The 21,819-nt window shown below is 70.0% G+C and carries 1 protein-coding gene (running past one end of the window); it reads right to left on the bottom strand.

What is annotated here, in order from left to right:
- Positions 1-6 precede the first annotated feature (6 nt).
- Positions 7-21,819, bottom strand: partial view of a non-ribosomal peptide synthase/polyketide synthase gene (locus GPX89_RS37240; protein ID WP_235948995.1) — the final stretch only. Its footprint extends 22,425 nt past the window's final position; only the last 21,813 of its 44,238 coding nucleotides appear in the window; its start codon lies off the right edge, out of view — the gene reads right to left on this strand; it ends in the stop codon at positions 7-9.

Below are 21,819 nucleotides of genomic sequence, written 5' to 3'. Positions count from 1 at the left end.
CCGGGGCTAGCTCGTGATGGTGCGGATGTCCTCGCCCGCTTCGTCGGTGGGGTCGCCCGCCACGGTGAACCAGTGGGTTACCTCGCCGTCTTCCAGGTCCGCGGCGATGTCTGCGGTTGGGAGGACCGAGAGGGCGCCGGCGGTGGCGGAGGCCAGGAACTCGTTGATGGCGGGGGTGCCGGTGGAGGCGGTGGTGTAGGTCGTCGACTCGTAGTCGAGGTCGTACTCGGTGCGCAGGGTTGCTGCGCGGTCGAGGGCCTCGGACTGGGTGAGGGTGGCCCAGGAGTCGGCTTCGCGGTAGATGAAGGCGGGGTCGGATTCGGAGAGGGGGCGGACTCGGTCGGTGTAGGAGACCGGGTGGGCGGGGCGGGATGCCAAGTCTGCCTGGACCTTCGGGTCCGAGGGCACGAGCCAGCGCACCGAGCTGGCGGCCGGTTCCTGGGCGATGCCGAAAGTCGTTCCGGCGGCCAGGATGTCGCCGAAGGACAGGCCGTCGGCGAACAGGACGGCGGCGCCCGCCTTGTGGATGGCCCAGACCGCCACGACGGCGTCGACCGTGTGCGGGAGGGCGACGGCGACGATGTCGCCGGGGCCCGCGCCGCGGTCGATGAGCAGGCGTGCCAGCTGGGAGCTGCGGCGGTCCAGGACGTGGTACGCGATTTCCTGGCCGTCGGACAGCAGGGCGGGGGCCTGCGGGTCCTCCTCGACGACCTCGGCGAGCACCTTGGCGAGGGTGGCGGTGCCGACGCGGGCCGCGTCCACGGCCGAATCCGCCGGGGCGACGGAGCTTTCGGCGAGGATGCGGGCGCGTTCGGCGGCATCGAGGATGTCGATGTCGCCGACCAGACCCTCCGGGTCGCCCAGCAGGGCGTCCAGGATGCGGTCGAGGCGGGCGGCCAGGGTGGCGACCTCGTCGGCGGTGAAGCGGCTGCCGAGGTAGCGCATCGAGATGTCGATGGCCTCGCCGGCCATGATCACGAGCGACATCGGGTAGTGGGTGTCGTCGTTGATGCCCACACCGCTGACCGACATGCCGTCGATGGAGCTGGCCTCGGCGATGGCGTCCTTGTCGACCGGGTAGGACTCGAACGCCATCATGGTGTCGAATTCCGCTCCGGCGCCGGCCAACCGCTGAATCTCGGGCAATCCGATGTGGTGGTGCTCGAGCAGCTCGGCCTGATCGCTCTGGACCCGCTGCAGCAGGCCCGCGATGGTCAACCGGTCATCGACGCGGATGCGCACCGGCACCGTGTTGATGAACAGACCCACCATGGATTCCACGCCCGGCAGGTCGCCGGGGCGGCCGGACACGGTCGCGCCGAACACCACGTCGCTGCGCCCGGTGAGGCGTCCGATCAGCACCGCCCAGGAGGTCTGGATCAGCGTGTTCAGCGTGACGTTGAGTTCCCCGGCGCGCTTGGTGAGCGCGCGGGTGCGGTCGGCGTCGATTTCCAAAGTGTGGCGGCCGATTTCGTAGTTCTCGGCCCGGGTCGGGGCGGGCGCGAGCGCGGTGGGCTCGCTGACCCCGGCCAGCGCGCGCTTCCACACTTCCAGGGACTCTTCCCGGTTCCGTCCGGCCAGCCAGGCCAGGTAGTTCCGGAACGAGGGCACCCGCGGCAGCACCGACTGGTCCCCGCGCACCGCGTACAGCACCAGCAGGTCCTGCATGAGCAGCGGCATCGACCAGCCGTCCACCAGGATGTGGTGGGTGGTGATGACCAGGTGCACCAGCTCGTCACTGATCCGGAACACGTTGAACCGCATGAGCGGCGGCGCGGACAGGTCGAAGTGCGCGGCCCGGTCGGCGTCGATGAGCTCCCGCATGCGCGGATTGCGTTCGGCCTCGGGCAGATCGGTGAGGTCGACGACCTGGAACGGCACCTCGACCCGGTCCAGCACCACCTGGTGGGCCTGACCGTCGGAGTCGGTGACGAACGCGGTCCGCAGGCTCGGGTACCGGTCCAGGATGGCTTGGGCGGCCACCTTCAGCCGGTCGATGTCCACCACACCGCTCAGGTCGAGCACGGTCTGAATGGTGTAGACGTCCACCGTGTTCTGGGTGAGCATCGCGTGGAACAGCAGACCCGACTGCAGCGGCGAGAGCGGCCACACATCCGACAGCGCCGGATACTGCTTCTCCCACACCTCGATGTCGGACTGGCCGACCTTGACCAGCGCCAGGTCCGACGGCGTGAAGCCACCGGCGTCGGGACGCTTGGCGTGTTCGGCCAGCGCGGTCAGCGCCGCCACGAACAGGTCCGCGAATTCCTGGACCCGTTCGGTCTCGAGCAGCCCGCGCGGGAAGGAGAAGGCCGCGCCCAGCTGCGGGCCGTCCTCTCCGTCGGTGACGATGGCGTTGATGTCGAGGGTGGCGTTGGCGGGCATGTCGGCGTCCATGTCGCCGTCGAGGCGACCCAGGTCGTCGACCGGCACCCAGCCCAGCTCGGCCATGCCCTCGGGCACCTCGCCTGCCGACATGCGGCCCAGGTAGTTGAAGCTGATCTGGCCGACATCCCGCAACTGCGAACCGGTTTCGCTGTTGAGGTAGCGCAGCAGACCCCAGCCCAGACCCTTGTCGGGCAGTGCCAGCAGCTGCTCCTTGACCGATTTCACGACCTCGCCCAGGGCGTTTCCGCCCGCGAACGCCTCGTCCAGGTCCACGCCGGGCAGGTCCAGCCGCACCGGGAAGGCCGCGGTGAACCAGCCGACCGTGCGCGAAAGATCAGCGCCCGCAACGATTTCCTCTTCGCGACCGTGGCCCTCGAGCTTGATCAGCGCCGAGCCGCCCGCGGTCTGTCCGCGCCAGCGCGCGACCGCGAGAGCCAGCGCCGAGAGCAGGCCGTCGTTCACGCCGCCCCGGAACAGACCCGGCACCGCGGTGAGCACGGCGTCGGTGACCGCGGCCGGAACACTGACCTCGATGCGCTCCAGCGTGGAGAACGTGTCGATCTTCGGATCGAAGGCCCGCGACCCGAGCAGCGGATCCGGAGTCTCGGTAACCCGCTGCCAGAACGGCAGTTCCGCGATCCGCGCCTCGCTGCGCGACTCCTCGACCAGGGCGTGCGCCCAGCGCCGCATGGAGGTGCCGGTCTCGGGCAGCGCGATCGGCTGCTCGAACGCCACCTGCGACCAGGCCAGGCCCAGGTCCGGAATCAGGATGCGCCAGGACACGCCGTCGACCACCATGTGGTGCGCGACGATGAGCAGCACATCGCGACGGACGCGCGCCTCGTCGGAACCCTCGGGGGCGAAGGCGAACCACACGAACTGCACCATGGCGGCATTCGCCGGATCCAGTCGGCCCAGCGCGGCATCGAATTCGATGCTGCCGACCCGCGTCAGCTCCTCGTCGGAGACGTCCCCGGCCAGCTCGACCCGGTGCACGAGCGCGTCGACATCGACGGCACCCCGCGGCAGCGCCTCGTATTCGAAGCCCTCCGCGGCGTTCCCGCGCAGTCGCGACCGCAGCACATCGTGGTGATCGAACAGCGCCGAGATGGCACCGACCAGCACGTCGCGCGTGATGCCGTCCGGCAGCCGCAGCGGCATGGACTGCGAGAACCGCTGGAACGACGCACCACTCGACAGGGTCGCGTGCATGATCGGCGTCAGCGGAATGTCGCCGACACCGCCGCCCGGCAGCTCTTCCAGCTTCACCTGCTCGGTGTCACCACGCAGGGTCGCGACCTCGGCCAACCCCGCCGGGGTCCGCTTGTCGAACACGTCGCGCGGCGAGAACACGATGCCGCGCGCCTTGGCCTGCGAGACCAGCTGGATCGACAGGATCGAGTCACCGCCGAGCGCGAAGAACGAGTCGTCCGCGCCGACCTGCTCGGCCCCGAGCAGCTCCGCGAACACCTCCGCGATGGCGGATTCCATTTCGGTGACCGGAGCGCGGAAGTCGCGCGCGGTGAACACCGGCTCGGGCAGCGCCCGGCGGTCGAGCTTGCCCGCGGGGGTCAGCGGAATGGCGTCGAGGACCGTAATGGCCGTCGGCACCATGTATTCCGGCAGTCGTCCCGCGACATGCTCGGTGAGCGCCGCGATGTCGATGGTCCGGCCCGCCACCGGCAGCACGTAGGCCGCCAGCACGGTCGCGCCCGCCGCGGTCTTGTGCCCCACGGTGACCGCGAAGTCGACGGAGTCGTGGGAGACCAGCGCCGCGTCGATCTCGCCCAGCTCGATGCGGAAACCGCGCACCTTGACCTGGAAGTCGTTGCGGCCCACGTACTCCACCGCGCCGTCGGCGGTCCACCGCACGACGTCACCGGTCCGGTACATGCGCTCGCCCGCGACATACGGGTTGGCCACGAAGCGATCGGCCGTCAGGCTGGGACGCTCGTGGTAGCCGCGCGCCAGCTGGATGCCGGACACGTACAGCTCACCCGCGACGCCGACCGGCACCGGACGCAGGCGCGCGTCCAGCACCATGGCCCGCATGCCGCGGATCGGGCCGCCGATGGTGACCGGCTCGCCCGGCAGCAGCGCACCGCTGATGTTCGTGGCGACGGTCGCTTCGGTCGGGCCGTAGGCATTGTGGAACGCGCGGGTCGCGCCGTCCTTCAGCGTCCCGTCCGGAATCGGAATCGCCCACTTGGCGACCACATCCGGCGACACCGCCTCACCACCGGCGACGAGCACTCGCAGCGAGTCCAGGCCCTTGGGATCGAAGGTCGACAGCGCCGCGGGTGTGATGAACGCGTGCGTGACCCGCTCGCGCTGCATCAGCTCCGACAGCTCCGCGCCACCGAAGACGCCCGGCGCGACGACCACCATGGTGCCGCCGGCGCCGACGGCGAGCAGGAACTCCAGGATCGACGCGTCGAACGACGGCGAGGCGAAATGCAGTGTCCGCGAACCGGAGTCCAGCCCGTACCGCACGACCTGTTCGACCGCGAAGTTGGCCAGACCGGCGTGGGTGACCACGACGCCCTTCGGCACACCGGTGGTGCCGGAGGTGTAGATCACGTACGCGACGTGCTCCGGCCGGACTACTCCCCACCGCTCGGCGTCGGTGACGGGTTCGGCGGAGTGCGAGGCGATTTCGGCCTGCACCATCGGATCGTCGAGCGAGATCCAGCCCGCCAGGCTCTTGACCGGCGGCAGCCCCTCGAGCTCGGCGTCGACCGTGAGGCCGAGCACCGCGCCCGAGTCGTTGACCATGTGCGCGATGCGGTCACCCGGGTAGGACGGGTCGACCGGCACGAAGGCCGCGCCCGTCTTGGCGACCGCCCAGATGGCCAGCACCGATTCGAACGAACGCCGGATGGCAATGGCGACACGGGTTTCCGGACCCGCGCCGCGCTCCATGAGCACGCGCGCCAGGCGCGAGGAGGCCGCGTCGAGTTCGGCGTAGCCCAGGCCCTGGCCCTCGAAGACGACCGCCTCGCCGACCGGGTTGTTGGCGACGGCGTCGGCCAGCAGTTCGGGCAGCGTGCGCGGCGCGATGGCCGGACCGCCCGTGCGGGTGATCAGGTCGGCGCGCTCGTCGGTGGACAGGATGGACAGGTCACCGACCGCGGTGCGCGGCGCGGCGACGATCTCGCCGAGCAGTCGCAGGAACCGGTCCGCGAAGCCCTCCACCGTGGACTGGTCGAACAGGTCACGGGCATAACCGAATTCGGCGTACATGCCCGCGTCCCCATCGGCCGGAGCCTCGGTCAGCGTGAGCTGCAGGTCGAACTTGGCGACCTCGTTCTCGAACTCGACCGCCGCGACCCGCAGCGCCGGCAGCTCGAAGGAGCTGTCGGGCAGGTTCTCGAACGACAGCGCCACCTGGAACAGCGGATGCCGCGCGGTGGACCGCTCCGGGTTGAGCAGCTCGACGAGCCGCTCGAACGGAATGTCCGCGTGCGCGAACGCCGCCAGGTCGCCGTCCTTGGCCTTGGCCAGCAGCTCGGTGAAACTCTCGCCGCCGTTCACCTCGGTGCGCAGCACCAGGGTGTTGACGAACATGCCGATCAGGTTGTCCAGCTCGGCCTCACCACGGCCCGCGATGGGCGCGCCGATGGCGATGTCGGTGGTGCCGGACAGGCGCGCCAGGAACACCGCGAGCGCGGTGTGCACGACCATGAACATGGTCGCGTTGTTGGTGCGCGCGATCTGCTGCAGCCCGCGGTGCAGGTCCTTGCCGATCGGGAACAGCACCCGGCCGCCGCGGAAGGACTGCGCATTGGGGCGCGGGCGATCCGAGGGCAGGTTCAGCTCGTCGGGCAGATCCGCCAGCGTGGTCCGCCAGAAGTCGGCCTGCGAGGCAATCAGACTCGTCGCGTCGTCCTCGGCACCGAGCACCTCGCGCTGCCAGATCGAGAAGTCCGCGTACTGCACGGGCAGCGGGGCCCAGCCGGGCGCGACACCGGCGGCGCGGGCGGCGTAGGCCACCATGACGTCGCGAGTGAGCGGGCCCATGGACCAGCCGTCTGCCGCGATGTGGTGGGTGACGAAGACGAGCACGTGCTCGACCTCATCGGTGCCCTCCACACGGAACAGCTTGGCGTGCACCGGAACCTCGGTGGTGACGTCGAATCCGGTACCGATGACCGCGGCGATGCGCTCGGTCACCGTCTCGGCCGACACCACGACCGGCGTCAGATCCGGAACCGCCTGGGCCACAGGCACGATCACCTGCGAGGCCGCACCGTTGACCTGCGGGTAGACGGTGTGCAGCGTCTCGTGGCGGCCGATCACATCGGCGACCGCCGACTGCAGCGCCTCCACATCCAGCGCACCGGTCAGGCGCACCGCGACGGGCACGTTGTACGCGGCCGAGGCGGTGTCGAACTGGTTGAGGAACCACATGCGCTGCTGTGCCAGCGACAGCGGCACGCTGTCCGGACGCGGAGCGGCGGTGAGCGCCTTGCGATCTCCCGCACCGGCGTGCTGCTCGACCTTGGCGGCCAGACCCGCGACGGTCGACGCCTCGAACACAGCGCGCACCGGGACCCGCGCGTCCAGGGCCGCGCCGATGCGCGCGGCGACCTGGGTGGCGAGCAGCGAGTTGCCGCCGAGAGCGAAGAAGTCGTCATCCGCGCCCACGCGCACAGCGCCATTCTCCGTGCCGGAGATGCCGAGCACCTCCGCGATGACGCCCGCCACGATCTCCTCGATCGGGGTGGACGGCGCGCGGAACGCCGTGGTCTCGAACTCGGGCTCCGGCAACGCCTTCCGGTCCAGCTTGCCGTTCACGTTGAGCGGCAGTGCATCCAGCACCACGAACGCCGACGGCACCATGTAGGACGGCAACGCCGCCGACAGCGCCGACTTCACCAGCGGCACATCCACACCCGAGCCGGACGGCACCAGGTAGGCGACCAGCCGGTCACCGGTCTTGGCATCCTGCTTGGCCAGCACCGCGGTCTGCGCGATCTCCGGCAGCGCCAGCAGCGCCGCCTCGATCTCACCGAGCTCGATACGGAAGCCGCGGATCTTCACCTGGAAGTCGGTGCGGCCCCGGTACTCCAGCTCGCCGCCGTTCCAGGCCACCAGGTCACCGGTGCGGTACATGCGCGCTCCGCTGACGTCCCCCGAACCCGCCCCAACGAACGGGTTGGCCACGAAGCGATCAGCGGTCAGGTTCGGCTGCGCGAAGTATCCGCGCGCCAGCTGCGCACCGGCGAGGTAGAGCTCACCGGACACGCCGTCGGGCACCGGGTTCAGCCGGGCGTCGAGGACGTAGACCCGCGAGTTCCATTCCGGCACGCCGATGGACACCGAACCGGAGTCGGCGTCGGTGACCAGGTGCGTGGTGATGGACACCGCGGCCTCGGTCGGGCCGTACAGGTTGAACAGCTGAGCCCGCGGGTTCCCCGCGCGGAAGCGCTGCGCCACCGAGGCGGGCAGCGCCTCGCCGATGGCCAGCACCCGCCGCAGCGAATCGTTGAGCGTCCCTTCGGAAGCGGTGAGCAGCGCGTCGAGCATGGACGGCACCACGTGCAGCGTGGTGACCCGCTCACGCGCCATCAGCTCGTTCAGGTACGCCGGATCACGATGGCCGTCGGCCGCCGCGATCACCAGACGCCCACCGGACACGGCGGCCGACCAGAACTCCCACACCGACAGGTCGAAGGTGGCGGCGGTCTTGAGCAGCACCGCGTCATCCGCGCCCAGCCCGAATTCGGCGGTCTTCCACTGCAACTGGTTGGCGATGGCCGCGTGCGGCAGCGCCACACCCTTCGGCCGACCGGTCGAACCGGAGGTGAAGATGACGTACGCGGTGTTGGCGGCGGTCAGCTCGCGCACCCGCTCGCCAGCGGTGACCTGCGCGGTCGAGCGGCCGGACAGGTCCAGCTCGTCGATGCGCAGCACCCCGGGCTGGTCCCACTCGAAACCATCGCGCGACGTAGTCAGTACGCACGCGGGGGCGGCGGTCTCCAGGATGTAGCCCACACGCTCAGCAGGCTGATCCGGGTCCACCGGCACGTAGGCGGCACCGGCGACCGAGACCGCGTACATGGCGACCACGAGGTCCACGGAGCGGCGCATGGCCAGGGCCACACGGTCTTCCGCACCGATACCGCGCGCGATGAGCTCACGAGCCAGCTGGTTGACCCGCGCACCGAGCGCGGCGTAGGTCACCGTCTCGCCGTCCGGTCCGACCAACGCGATGGCGGTCGGCTTGGCCGCCACGGTCGCATCGAGCATCGACACCAGCGTCGCGGCCGAATCCACCTGGTGCGCGGTCGCATTGCGGGCGTCCAGGATCTCGGCGCGCTCGGCCGGGGTCAGCAGTTCGATCTCGCCGACCGCGGTGCGCGGCGCGGCCACGATCTCACGCAGCAGGTGCGTGAACCGGTCGGCGAACTCGGCCGCGGTGTCGCGGTCGAAGATATCGGTGGCGTAGGTCAGGATGCCCGAGATGCCCTGTGCCGCACCGTCGTCGCCGTAGATGTCGGAGACGATCAGGTGCAGGTCGAACTGGGACAGCTCGGTGTCCACGTCCAGGCCGGACACACTCAGCCCCGGTAGTTCCAGGGTGGAGCGGGTCAGGTTCTGGAAGGACAGACCCACCTGGAACAGCGGGTGCCGCGCGGTGGAGCGGGCCGGGTTGAGCACCTCGACCAGTCGCTCGAACGGCACGTCGGCGTTCGCGTACGCCTGGATGTCGGTTTCACGCTGGCGCGCCAGCAGTTCGGCGAACGGCTGCCCGCCGTCGACCTGCGTGCGGAACACCAGGGTGTTGACGAACATGCCGATCAGGTCGTCGAGGACGGCCTCGCCACGACCGGCCATCGGGGTGCCGATGGCGATGTCGTCGGAGCCCGACAGTCGCGACAGCAGCACCGCGAGCGCGGTGTGCACGACCATGAACAGCGTCGCGCCCTCGGTGCGGGCCAATTCGACCAGGCCCGTGTGCAGTTCGGCGTCGATCCGGATGTCGATCTTGCCGCCGTGGAAGGACTGCACCGCCGGACGCGGCCGGTCGGCCGGGAGGTCCAGCTGATCGGGCAGCCCGGCGAGGGCCTGCTTCCAGTAGGCGACCTGCTTGGAGGCCAGCGAGTCCGCGTCGTCCTCGCTGCCCAGCAGTTCGCGCTGCCAGATGGAGTAGTCGGCGTACTGGACCGCCAGCGGCGTCCAGCCCGGCTTCTGCTTGATGGAGCGCGCCGCGTAGGCGGTCATCAGGTCGCGGGTCAGCGGGGCCACCGAGGAGCCGTCACCGGAGATGTGGTGGATCACCAGGGCCAGCACGTATTCCGCGCTCACCGGGGCGTTCGGATCCACGGCCGGGTACTGGCCGGTGGGGGCGATGTCGGCGAAGTCGAAGGTGTAGGCCGCCGCGTGCGCGGCCGCCTCGGTCTCGACGTACTGATAGGTCTCGCTGCCCTCGATCTTGAACAGCGCCACCTCGAGCGGCACCTCGGCGGTGACGTCGAAGGAGGTGGAGGTGAGCTCCACGACCGCGCCGACGACCTCGTCCGCGCCGACGGTGCGCACCGTCAGCTCGGGCACGGCCTGCGCGGGCGGCAGGATGACCTGCACCGCGCCGTCCTCGGTCTGCGGGTAGATGGTCCGCAGAATCTCGTGGCGGGCAACGACATCCGCGATCGCGGCGCGCAGCGCGTCCTCGTCCAGCACGCCGGAGAGGCGCACCGCGACCGGCACGTTGTAGGCCGCGGACTGGGTGTCGAAGCGGTTGAGGAACCACATGCGCTGCTGTGCCAGCGACAGCGGAATGTTCTCCGGCCGCGCCACCGCGGTCAGCGCCTTGCGGCCACCGGCACCCGCGTCCTGTTCCACACGCGCGGCCAGCGCCGCCACCGTGGACGCCTCGAACAGCAGTCGCACCGGCACCCGGGTGTTGAGCGCCTCGCCGAGGCGCGCGGCGACCTGGGTGGCCAGCAGCGAGTTGCCGCCCCACTGGAAGAAGTCGTCGTCCAGGCCGATACGCCCGGACTCGACGCGCAGCACCTCCGCGAACACGCCCGCCACGATCTGCTCGATCGGGCTGACGGGTGCGCGGAAGACCGCCTTCTCGAAGGTGGGCTCGGGCAGTTCCTTGCGGTCGAGTTTGCCGTTGGCGTTGAGCGGCAACGCGTTCAGCGGCATGAAGACCGACGGGATCATGTAGGACGGCAGTTCGGCGGCCAGCGCCGACTGCAGTTCCTTCTTGTCCGGATCGCCGTCGGTGCCGACCACGTAGGCCACCAGGCGATCGCCCAGCACCGGATCGGTGTGCGCGACCACGGCGGCCGAGGCGACCGAATCCACTCGCAGCAGCGCCGATTCGATATCGCCGAGCTCGATGCGGAAGCCGCGGATCTTCACCTGGAAGTCGGTGCGGCCCCGGTACTCGAGCTCGCCGTTCTCTTCCCAGGCCACCAGGTCACCGGTGCGGTACATGCGAGCGCCGTCCTCGGCGAACGGGTTCGCTACGAACCGGTCGGCGGTCAGGTCCGCGCGGCCGAAGTAGCCGCGCGCCAGCTGCGCACCGGCCAGGTACAGCTCGCCGGACACGCCGACGGGCACCGGCCGCAGGCGCGAATCCAGCACGTACACCTGGGAGTTCCACTCGGGCGAGCCGATGGACACCGACAGCTGGTCGGCCTCGGTGACCCGGTGGTTGGTGATGGACACCGCGGCCTCGGTCGGGCCATACAGGTTGAACAGCTCGGTGCGCGGACGCTCCCGCAGCACCCGCTGCGCGAGCGGGCCGGGCAGCGCCTCACCGATGGCCAGGATGCGCCACAGCGAGTCGGGCAGCCCGTCGGTGAGCAGCGCGTCCAGCATGGACGGCACCACGTGCAGGGTGGTCACCCATTCCCGCGCCATGAGCTCGTTGAGGTACGCCGGATCCTTGTGCCCGTCGGGCGCGGCGATGACCAGGCGGCCACCGCAGGCCGCGGCGGACCAGAACTCCCAGACCGAGAGGTCGAAGGTGGCGGCGGTCTTGAGCAGCACCGCGTCGGCCGGGTCGAGGCCGAATTCGGTGACCTTCCACAGCAACTGGTTCACGACCGCGCCGTGCGGCAGCGCCACACCCTTGGGGCGGCCGGTGGAGCCGGAGGTGAAGATGACGTAGGCGGTGTTCGCCGCGGTCAGCTCCCGCACCCGCTCGGCGGCGGTGACCGGCTTGGCCGAGTAGCCGGACAGCTCCAGCTCGTCGATGCGCAGCACGTCGGCCAGCTCGGTCTCGAAACCGACTGCCGCCGTGGTGAGTACGGCCTTGGGAGCCGAGGTCTCCAGGATGTAGCCCACGCGCTCGGCGGGCTGATCCGGATCGATCGGCACGTAGGCCGCACCGGCCTTGGCGACCGCGTACATGGCGACGACCAGATCGGTGGAGCGGCGAATGGCCAGCGCCACCCGATCTTCCGCGCCGATGCCGCGCGCGATGAGCTCGCGGGCGAGCTGGTTCACGCGGGCATCGAGCTCGGCGTAGGTCAGCGACTCGGCACCGTCGGCCGTGTCGGCGACGATGGCCACGGCCTTCGGGTCGTCGGCCACGGCGCGGTCGAGCAGCGAGACCAGGGTGGCCTCAGCGTCGACGGTCTGCGCGGTGTTGTTCCACCGCTTCAGGATTCGGGTGTTCTCGTCCTCGTCGAGCAGGTCGAGATCGCCGACGGGGACGCTGGTGTCGGCCAGGATGGCGTCGAGCACCCGCACGAACCGGTCGGCGAAGGACCGAATGGTCGATTCGTCGAACAGGTCGGTGGCGTAACCGAATTCGGTGAGGATCTCGGCCGGGGTGCCGTCCTCGGTGTACCGGTCGTACAGCGTGACGTGCAGGTCGGTCTTGGCCAGCTGCGAGTCGAATTCGACCGCGGCCACGTGCAGGCCCGGCAGCTGGAAGGCGGTCTCGGCCAGGTTCTGGAACGACAGGCCGACCTGGAACAGCGGGTTGCGCGCGGTGGAGCGGACCGGGTTGATCACCTCGACGAGACGCTCGAACGGCACGTCCGCATTGGCGAACGCCTCCAGGTCGCGTTCGCGGACCTCGGAGAGCAGGTCGGCGAAGCTGGCGTTGCCGTCGACCTGGGTGCGGAACACCAAGGTGTTCACGAACATACCGATCAGATCGTCGAGTTCGCGCTCGCCACGACCGGCGATCGGGGTGCCGACCGCGATGTCGTCGGTGCCCGACAGCCGCGCCAGCAGCACCGCGAGCGCGGCGTGCACGACCATGAACAGCGAGGCGTTGTTGGCCCGCGCCAGCTCGTGCAGCTTGGCGTGGCGCTCGGCGTCGATGTCGAAGCGCAGCGCCTTGCCATGGAACGACTGCGCCGGGGGACGCGGCCGGTCGGTGGGCAGCTCCAGCTGGTCCGGCAGCCCGGCCAGGGCCCGGGTCCAGTACGAGACCTGCTTGGCGGCGAGCGATTCCGCGTCGTCCTCGCGGCCGAGCACCTCGCGCTGCCAGAGCGCGTAGTCGGCGTACTGCACCGGCAGCGGGGTCCACTGCGGCGCTTCGCCGTTCACCCGGGACACGTAGGCGGCCATGATGTCGCGCGCCATCGGGCCCATGGAGGAGCCGTCGGCGGAGACGTGGTGAACGGTGAAGGCCAGCACGTGCTGGGTGGCGACGGCGGAGCCGTCAGTGGATACAGCACTGTCGGTGATGCGGAACATCTTGACCGCCAAAGGAACCTCGACGGTGACGTCGAAGGTGGTCATGGCGAATTCGATGATCTTGCCGAGCAGTTCGCCCTCGGTCACCTCTTCGGGCACCAGCGTCAGGTCGGTCTGCGAGGCGGGCAGCACCACCTGGTGCGGTCCCTCGGCGGTGCGCGGGTAGACCGTGCGCAGCACCTCGTGACGCGCGATCACGTCGGCGATGGCCTGCTTCATGGCGTACAGGTCCAGCGCGCCGGTGAAGCGGACCGCGAGCGGAATGTTGTCGACCGCCGATGTGCTGGTGTCGAACTGGTTGAGGAACCAGTAGCGCTGCTGGGCCGGGGACAGCGGCAGGTGCGCGGGCCGCTCACCGGCGACCAGGCTCGGCCGCCGGCCGGAACCGGCATTGCGCTCCACGCGTGCGGCCAGCGCCGCGACCGTGGAGGCTTCGAACAGATCGCGGACCGCGAGCTGGGTGTCCAGGGCCGCGCCGAGGCGGGCGGTGACCTGGGTGGCGATCAGCGAGTTGCCGCCGAGTTCGAAGAAGTCGTCGTCGAGGCCGACCCGTCCGACGCCGAGGACGTCGGAGAAGGTGCCCGCCACGATCTCCTCGATCGGGGTCGAGGGGGCGCGGAAGACCTTGGCCTCGAACACCGGCGCGGGCAGCTGCTTGCGGTCCAGCTTGCCGGAGGCATTGAGCGGGAAGGCGTCCAGCACCACGAAGGCGGTCGGGACCATGTAGCCGGGCAGTCCGTCGGTCAGCTCGGCGCGCACGGCGTCGAGGTCGACGGTGTGACCCGCGGTCGGGATGACATAGCCGACCAGCTGCTCGCCGAGGCGTTCGTCGCTGCGGACCACGACCACCGACTGGGCGATCGACTCGATCGCCGTCAGCGCGGACTCGATCTCGCCGAGCTCGATGCGCAGACCACGCAGCTTGACCTGGAAGTCGGTGCGGCCCAGGTATTCGATCTCCCCGCGGCCGGTCCACTTCACCAGGTCACCGGTGCGGTACATGCGCTCGCCGTCATGGAACGGGTCCGCGACGAAGCGATCGGCGGTCAGGTCCGGCCGGGCGACATAGCCGCGCGCCAGCTGGACGCCCGACAGGTACAGCTCACCCGCGACACCCGGCGCGACCGGGTGCAGGCGCGAATCCAGCACGTAGACACGGGTGTTGAACACCGGCGCACCGATCGGCACCGACAGCGTGTCGGCGTCGTCCACCTCGTGGTAGGTGACGTCGACCGCGGCCTCGGTGGGGCCGTACAGGTTGTGCAGGCGCGCCCCGGTCAGCTCGCGCAGCTTCTGCGCGGTCGGCGCGGGCAACGCCTCACCGGAGGCGAACACCTGCTGCAGCGAAACGCAGTCGGCGGCCTTCTCCTCGGCCACGAACACCGACATCATCGACGGCACGAAGTGCGCGGTGGTGACACCGGTCTCGATGATCAGCTCGGCCAGATACGCCGGATCACGATGACCGTCCGGCTTGGCAATGACCAGCGACGCGCCGATCTGCAAGGGCCAGAAGAACTCCCACACCGACACGTCGAAGGTGGCGGGAGTCTTCTGCAGCACCACATCGTCGTCGAACAGGCCGTACTCGGTCTGCATCCACACCAGACGGTTGACGATCGAGCTGTGGCTGACCGCCACACCCTTCGGACGACCGGTCGAACCCGACGTGAAGATCACGTACGCGATGTTGTCGCCACGCAGCGGGGCGACCCGGTCAGCGTCTGTGACCGGGGCATCGGAGTAGCCCGACAGGTCCAGCTCGTCGATCAGCAGTGTGCGCGTGCTGGTTTCGAACCCGTCGCGAGCGGTGCTGAGCACGCACACCGGCCGCGCGGTGTCGAGCACGTACTGGTTGCGCTCGGCCGGGTGGTCGGGGTCCAGCGGCACGTACGCGCCACCGGCGACCGTGACCGCGTACATGCCGACCAGCAGCTCGAAGGAGCGGCGCATGCCCAGGGCCACATAGGAATCCGGTCCGACGCCCTCGGCGATGAGGTGGCGGGCCAGCTTGTGCACGCGCGAGGCGAACTCGGCGTAGGACAGCGTCTCGCCTTCGAACACCAGCGCGGTGAGGTCCGGGGTCTGCTTCAGCTGGGTCTCGAACATCGACGCGAGGGTGACCTCGGCGTCGATCTTCTTGCCGCCCAGCGCGACGCGCTTCACGTCGTACTCGGTGGCGTTCCAGCCCCGCAGCACCTGGCGGCGCTCGCCGGCGTCCAGCAGTTCGATATCGCCGACCAGCGCGGTCGGCTCGGCGACCACGGCCGTGAGCAGGCGCACCAGGCGCTCGCCGAAGCCCGCGACGGTGGCCACGTCGAACATGTCGGTGGCGTAGGCGAATTCGGCGGTCATGCCGTCGCCGTCCGCGTGCTCGGTGAGGTTGAGGTGCAGATCGAACTTGGCGGTGACCACGTCCAGCGGCACGCCCGCCACTTCCAGGTTCGGCAGCGCGAAGCTCGCGGTGCCGGTGTTCTGGAACGACAGCATCACCTGGAACAGCGGGTGCCGCGCCTGCGAGCGGGCCGGGTTGAGGATCTCCACCAGCCGCTCGAAGGGCAGGTCGGCGTGGCCGAAGGCGGCCAGGTCGATGTTCTTGGTGCGGGCCAGCAGCTCGGTGAACTGTTCGCCCGAGTCGACGCCGGTGCGCAGCACCAGGGTGTTGACGAACATGCCGATGGCGTCGTCGATCTCCTGCTCACCACGGCCGGCGACCGCGGTGCCGATGGCGATGTCGTCGCCGCCGGACAGCCGCGCCAGCAGCGCCGCGAAGGCCGCGTGCACGACCATGAACAGCGACGCGCCGTGCTCGCGGGCCAGGGCGTTGAGTCCGGCCAGCAGTTCGCCGTCGATCGAGAACTCGTGCACCCCACCGGCGTTCGAGGCGACGGCCGGGCGCGGGCGATCCGAGGGCAGGTCGATCTGGTCGGGCAGCCCGGCCAGCTCCTCGCTCCAGTAGGAGACCTGCTGGGCGATCAGCGAGTCGGCGTCGTCCTCGTCGCCGAGGGTCTCGCGCTGCCACAGCGCGAAGTCGGCGTACTGCACCGGCAGCGGAGCCCACTGCGGCGCATCGCCATTGGCGCGCGAGGCGTAGGCGACCATCACGTCGCGGGCCAGCGGGCGCACCGACCAGCCGTCACCAGAAATGTGGTGGACCACGAACACCAGGACGTAGGTGGGTTCGTCGACGTCGGAGACCCGGAACAGTCCGGCGCGCACCGGCGGCGCGGCGGTCACGTCGAAACCGGTGAGCACCAGCTCGGCGATGCGGTCGCGCAACTCGGTCTCGGCCACCTCGACCGGGGCGAGTCCGAGTCCGCCGCCGTGGATTCCGGCGTTGGCGGCCGAGTCCAGGCGCACCTGGTCGGCGGGCAGGATGACCTGCACGCCACGGCCTTCCGCGTTCTCCGGGTAGACAGTGCGCAGCACCTCGTGACGCTCGAGCACGTCGCCGACCGCGGCCAGCAGCGCGTCCACGTCCAGCTCGCCGGTCAGGCGGACCGCGAGGGGGATGTTGTTGACGGCCGAGGCGGTGTCGAAGCGGTTGAGGAACCACATGCGCTGCTGAGCCAGCGACAGCGGGATCTCGTCGGGCCGCTCGCCCGCCACCAGGGCGGGACGGCGACCGGTGCGGGCCTCGGTCTCCAGGCGCGCGGCCAGTCCGGCCACGGTCGGGGCATCGAACAGCGCGCGCACCGGAATGCGGGTGTCCAGGGCCGCGCCCAGGCGGGCGACCACCTGGGTGGCGATGAGCGAGTTGCCGCCCAGCTCGAAGAAGTCGTCGTCCAGGCCGATGACCGCGTCGGTGCCGAGCACCTCGGCGAACACCGCCGCCACGGACTGCTCGGCCGGGGTCTCGGGGGCGCGGAACTCGCGCGCCTCGAACTCCGGCTCGGGCAGCGCCCGGCGATCGAGCTTGCCATTGGCGTTGAGCGGCATGACATCCAGCGACACCAGCGCCGACGGGACCATGTAGGACGGCAGCTGGGCCGCCAGGTGCTCGCGCAGGGCCGCGAGGTCGACGGCACCGGCCGCGGGCACCACATAACCGACGAGGCGATCACCGGTACGCGGGTCGGAGTTCATCACCACGACCGCCTGCGCCACGGAATCGTGGGAGGTGAGCGCGGATTCGATCTCACCCAGCTCGATACGCAAACCACGCAACTTGACCTGGAAGTCGGTACGACCCAGGTAAGTGATCGAACCGTCAGCGTTCCAACGCACCAGGTCACCGGTGCGATACATCCGCTCACCCGTACCGAACGGACTGGCCACGAAGCGATCCGCGGTCAGGTCAGGGCGGCCCACGTAGCCACGCGCCAACTGATCACCCGCGAGGTAGAGCTCACCCGCCACACCCGGGGCGACCGGGTGCAGACGCGAATCCAGCACGTACGCCTGGGCATTCCACACCGGGCGACCGATCGGCACCGCGCCTTGCACGTCGTCGGAGACCGGCGCGTAGGTGGCGTGGACGGTGAACTCGGTCGGACCGTAGAGGTTGTGCAGCTCGGCAGAGCTGACGCGACGGACCGCGCGCACCACATCGGAGGTGAACGCCTCACCGGCGACGAGCAGCGCCCGCAGCGAGGTCAGCTGTTCGGCCGCGACGCTGCCCGCGAACACCGACAGCATCGACGGCACGAACGAGGTGATCGTGACGCCCTCGGCCGCAATGACTTCCGCCAGATACTGCGGATCCCGATGTCCATCCGGGGTCGCGATGACCATGCGGCCACCCACGGCCAGCGGACCGAACAACTCCCACACCGACACGTCGAAGGTCTGCGGAGTCTTCAGCAACACCACATCATCGGCCGACAACGCGTATTCGGAAGTGATCCAAGCGATCTGGTTGACCGCCGCCGAATGCGGCACCGCGACACCCTTGGGGCGACCGGTGGAACCGGACGTGAAGATGACGTACGCGGCGTGCGACGACCGCAGCGGCGCAACCCGATCCGCGTCCGTCACGACAGCCGCGGAGTAATCCGCGAGCTCGAGCGCGTCGATGACCAGCACCGGCGCGTTGTCGTAGGTGAACCCGTCGCGCTCGGTGGTCAGCACGGCCACCGGCTGCGCGGTCTCGAGCACGTAGTCGATGCGCTCGGCGGGCTGATCCAGATCCAGCGGCACATACGCACCACCGGCGGCCAGCACCGCGTACATGGCGACGACCAGGTCCGCCGAGCGGCGAATACCCAACGCCACCAGCGTGTCCGGGCCGACACCCGACGCGATCAGGTGGCGGGCCAGCTTGTGCACCCGGTCGGCGAACTCGCCGTAGGACAGACTCGTCCCCTCGAAGCTCAGCGCGATCGCCTCGGGCGTCCGCACCGCCTGCGCCTCGAACTGCGTGAGCAGGGTGTTCGCGAGGTCGCCGGAAGGCAGCCGCAGCGCGTCGGCGAGCTCCTGCTCCGGAACATCCACCCAGCCGAGGGCGGCGTCCTCACCGAACTCCGCGCCGGTCCGGTCGGCGAGCAGCCCGCTCACCGATCCGGCATTGCGGCTCCACGCGAATCGCACCAGGTTGCGCTCGGCGGTTTCGAGCAGGTCGATATCGCCGACGGGCAGCTCCGGCCGGGCCGCGACCGCCGCCAGCAGGCGGGAGAAGCGCTCGCCGAAGACGGCCATGGTGGCGGCGTCGAAAAGGTCGGTGGCGTAGATCAGTTCGGCGGTGATGCCCGCCGGGGTCGCCGTGTGTCCGTTGTCGGTGGCGGCGGCCGCCTGCTCGGTCAGCACCAGTTGCAGGTCGAACTTGGCGGTGTCGATCGGCAGATCGACCGCGCTCACGGTCAGGCCGGGCAGTTCCAGTTCGGTGATGCCGGTGTTCTGGAACGACAGCATGACCTGGAACAGCGGGTGCCGCGCCTGCGAGCGGGCCGGGTTGAGGATCTCCACCAGACGCTCGAACGGCAGGTCGGCATGACCGAACGCCTGAATGTCGGTGCCGCGCACCGCGTCCAGCAGCTCACCGAACCCGCGGCCGCCGTCGACCTCGGTGCGCAGCACCAGGGTGTTGACGAACATGCCGATGAGGTCGTCGAGGGCCCGTTCGCCACGACCGGCGACCGGCGTGCCGATGGCGATGTCCTGCTCACCCGACAGGCGCGAGAGCAGCACGGCCAGCGCCGAGTGCATGACCATGAACAGCGTCGCGCCCCGCGTGCGGGCGAGTTCGGTCAGCTTGGCGTGGGTTTCGGCATCGATCGTGAAGGTGTGCGTCGCGCCGCGACCCGAGGCGACCGCCGGACGCGGCCGATCGGTGGGCAGCTCCAGCTGGTCGGGCAGCCCGGCCAGCGAGTCGCGCCAGTACGAGATCTGCTGGGAGATCACCGATTCGGCGTCGCGCTCGTCGCCGAGCACCTCACGCTGCCACAGCGCGTAGTCGGCGTACTGGACCTCCAGCGGACGCCAGCCCGGTTCGCCGCCCTCGACGCGAGCGCCGTAGGCGGTCATGACATCCCGGGTGAGCGGGCCCATGGAGAAGCCGTCAGCCGAGATGTGGTGCACCACCAACGCGAGCACGTGCTCGGTGGGGCTGATCTCGAACAGGCGCGCGCGGAACGGCACGTCGACGGTGACGTCGAAGCCGGTCAGCACCAGCTCCGAAAGCGCCTGCGGCAGCTGGGCTTCGGTGACCTCGACCGGGGTCAGATCCGGAATGACCTGACCGGTCGGGACGATCTCCTGGAACGCCTGCCCGTTGACCTCGGGGAAGCGGGTACGCAGCGACTCGTGCCGCGCCAGCACGTCGGCCACCGCGATCTGCAGGGCCTGGCGGTCCACCAGACCCGACAGGCGCACGGCCGCCGGGATGTTGTCCACGGCCGATTCGGGATCGAACCGGTTGAGAAACCACATGCGCTGCTGCGCCAGCGACAGCGGCAGCCGCTCCGGACGCTGCTGCGCGACCAGCGGTGCGCGACCGCCCGCGCCGGAATGGGTTTCGGCCTTGGCGGCCAGCGCGGCCACCGTCGACGCCTCGAAGATCTCGCGGACACCCAGCTGGGTCTCCAGCGCGGCCGACAGGCGCGCCGCCACCCGGGTGGCGATGAGCGAGTTGCCGCCGAGGGCGAAGAAGTCGTCGTCCAGGCCGACCCGCTCCAGGCCGAGGATCTCGGCGAACACACCGGCCACGATCTGCTCGACCGGCGTGACGGGCGCGCGGAACACCGCGGCCTCGAACACCGGCGCGGGCAGCGCCTTGCGGTCCAGCTTGCCGGAGGCGTTGAGCGGGAACTCGTCGAGCACCATCAGGATCGACGGCACCATGTACGCGGCGAGGGTCTCGCCGAGCTGCGCGCGCACGGCGTCGACGTCGACGCCGTAGCCCGCCGCGGGGATGACGTAGCCGACCAGCTGATCACCGGCGTGCGGGTCGTTGCGGACCACGACCACCGACTGTGCGATGGAATCCAGTGCGGTGAGCGCGGATTCGATCTCACCGAGCTCGATGCGCAGACCGCGCAGCTTCACCTGGAAGTCGGTGCGGCCGATGTACTCGATCTCGCCGTCGGCGTTCCAGCTGACCAGGTCGCCGGTGCGGTACATGCGCTCGCCGTCGGCGAACGGGTTGGCCACGAAGCGGTCCGAGGTGAGGTCGGGGCGCGCCACGTACCCGGTGGCGAGCTGATCGCCCGCCAGGTACAGCTCACCCGCGACACCCACCGGGGCGGGCCGCAGACGCGAATCCAGCACGTACACCTCGGTGTTGAACACCGGGCGGCCGATCGGGACGGTGTCGACGTCGGCATCCACCACCTGGTGGTAGGTGACGTCGACCGCGGCCTCGGTCGGGCCGTACAGGTTGTGCAGCTCGGCCCCGGTCAGCTCGCGCAGCTTGTGCGCGGGTTTGGGCGCGAGCGCCTCACCGGAGGCGAAGACCATGCGCAGGCTGGTGCAGCGCGCGGCGGCTTCCTCGGCCACGAACACCGCCAGCATGGACGGCACGAAGTGGGTGACCGTGACGCCTTCGCGGGCAATGAGTTCCGCGAGGTAAGCCGGATCGCGGTGGCCTTCGGGCTTGGCCACGACCAGCGTCGCGCCGATCTGCAGCGGCCAGAAGAACTCCCACACCGACACGTCGAAGGTGGCCGGGGTCTTCTGCAGCACAACGTCTTCGGAGGTCAGGCCGTAGGCGGCCTGCATCCACACCAGACGGTTGACGATGGCCGAGTGCGGCACCGCCACACCCTTCGGGCGACCTGTCGAACCCGAGGTGAAGATCACGTACGCGTTGTTCGACTCCCGCAGCGGCACACGGCGATCCGCGTCGGTGAGCGGACGCGCCGAGTAGCTGGTCAGCTCCAGTAGGTCGATGCGCACCTGCGCGGTGTCGATCGGCAGATCCTCGCCGGAGGTCAGCACGGTCACCGGGTCGGCGGTCTCGAGGATGTACTCGATGCGCTCGGCCGGGTGATCCGGATCCAGCGGCACGTACGCGCCACCGGCCACGGCGACGGCGTACATGCCGACGACCAGGTCGATGGAGCGCCGCATACCCAGCGCCACGAACGATTCCGCGCCCACGCCGCGCTCGACGAGCCAGCGCGACAGGCGGTGCACCCGCTCGGCGAACTCGCCGTAGGACAGACTCGTCCCCTCGAAGCTGACCGCGGTCGCGTCGGGGGTCCGCTCGACCTGCGCCTCGAACATGGCGACCAGGGTCGCGGCCTCGGCCTTGCTCTCGGTGAGCACGGCCTCGACGTCGAAGGCGGTGTCGTTCCAGGTCTTGACGACCAGCTCGCGCTCGGC

It is taken from the genome of Nocardia terrae (genome assembly GCF_009760405.1).
Classification (GTDB): domain Bacteria; phylum Actinomycetota; class Actinomycetes; order Mycobacteriales; family Mycobacteriaceae; genus Nocardia; species Nocardia terrae.
The sequence above is the reverse complement of the archived record's forward strand: the minus strand, read 5'-3'. Positions and strand labels throughout refer to the sequence as shown.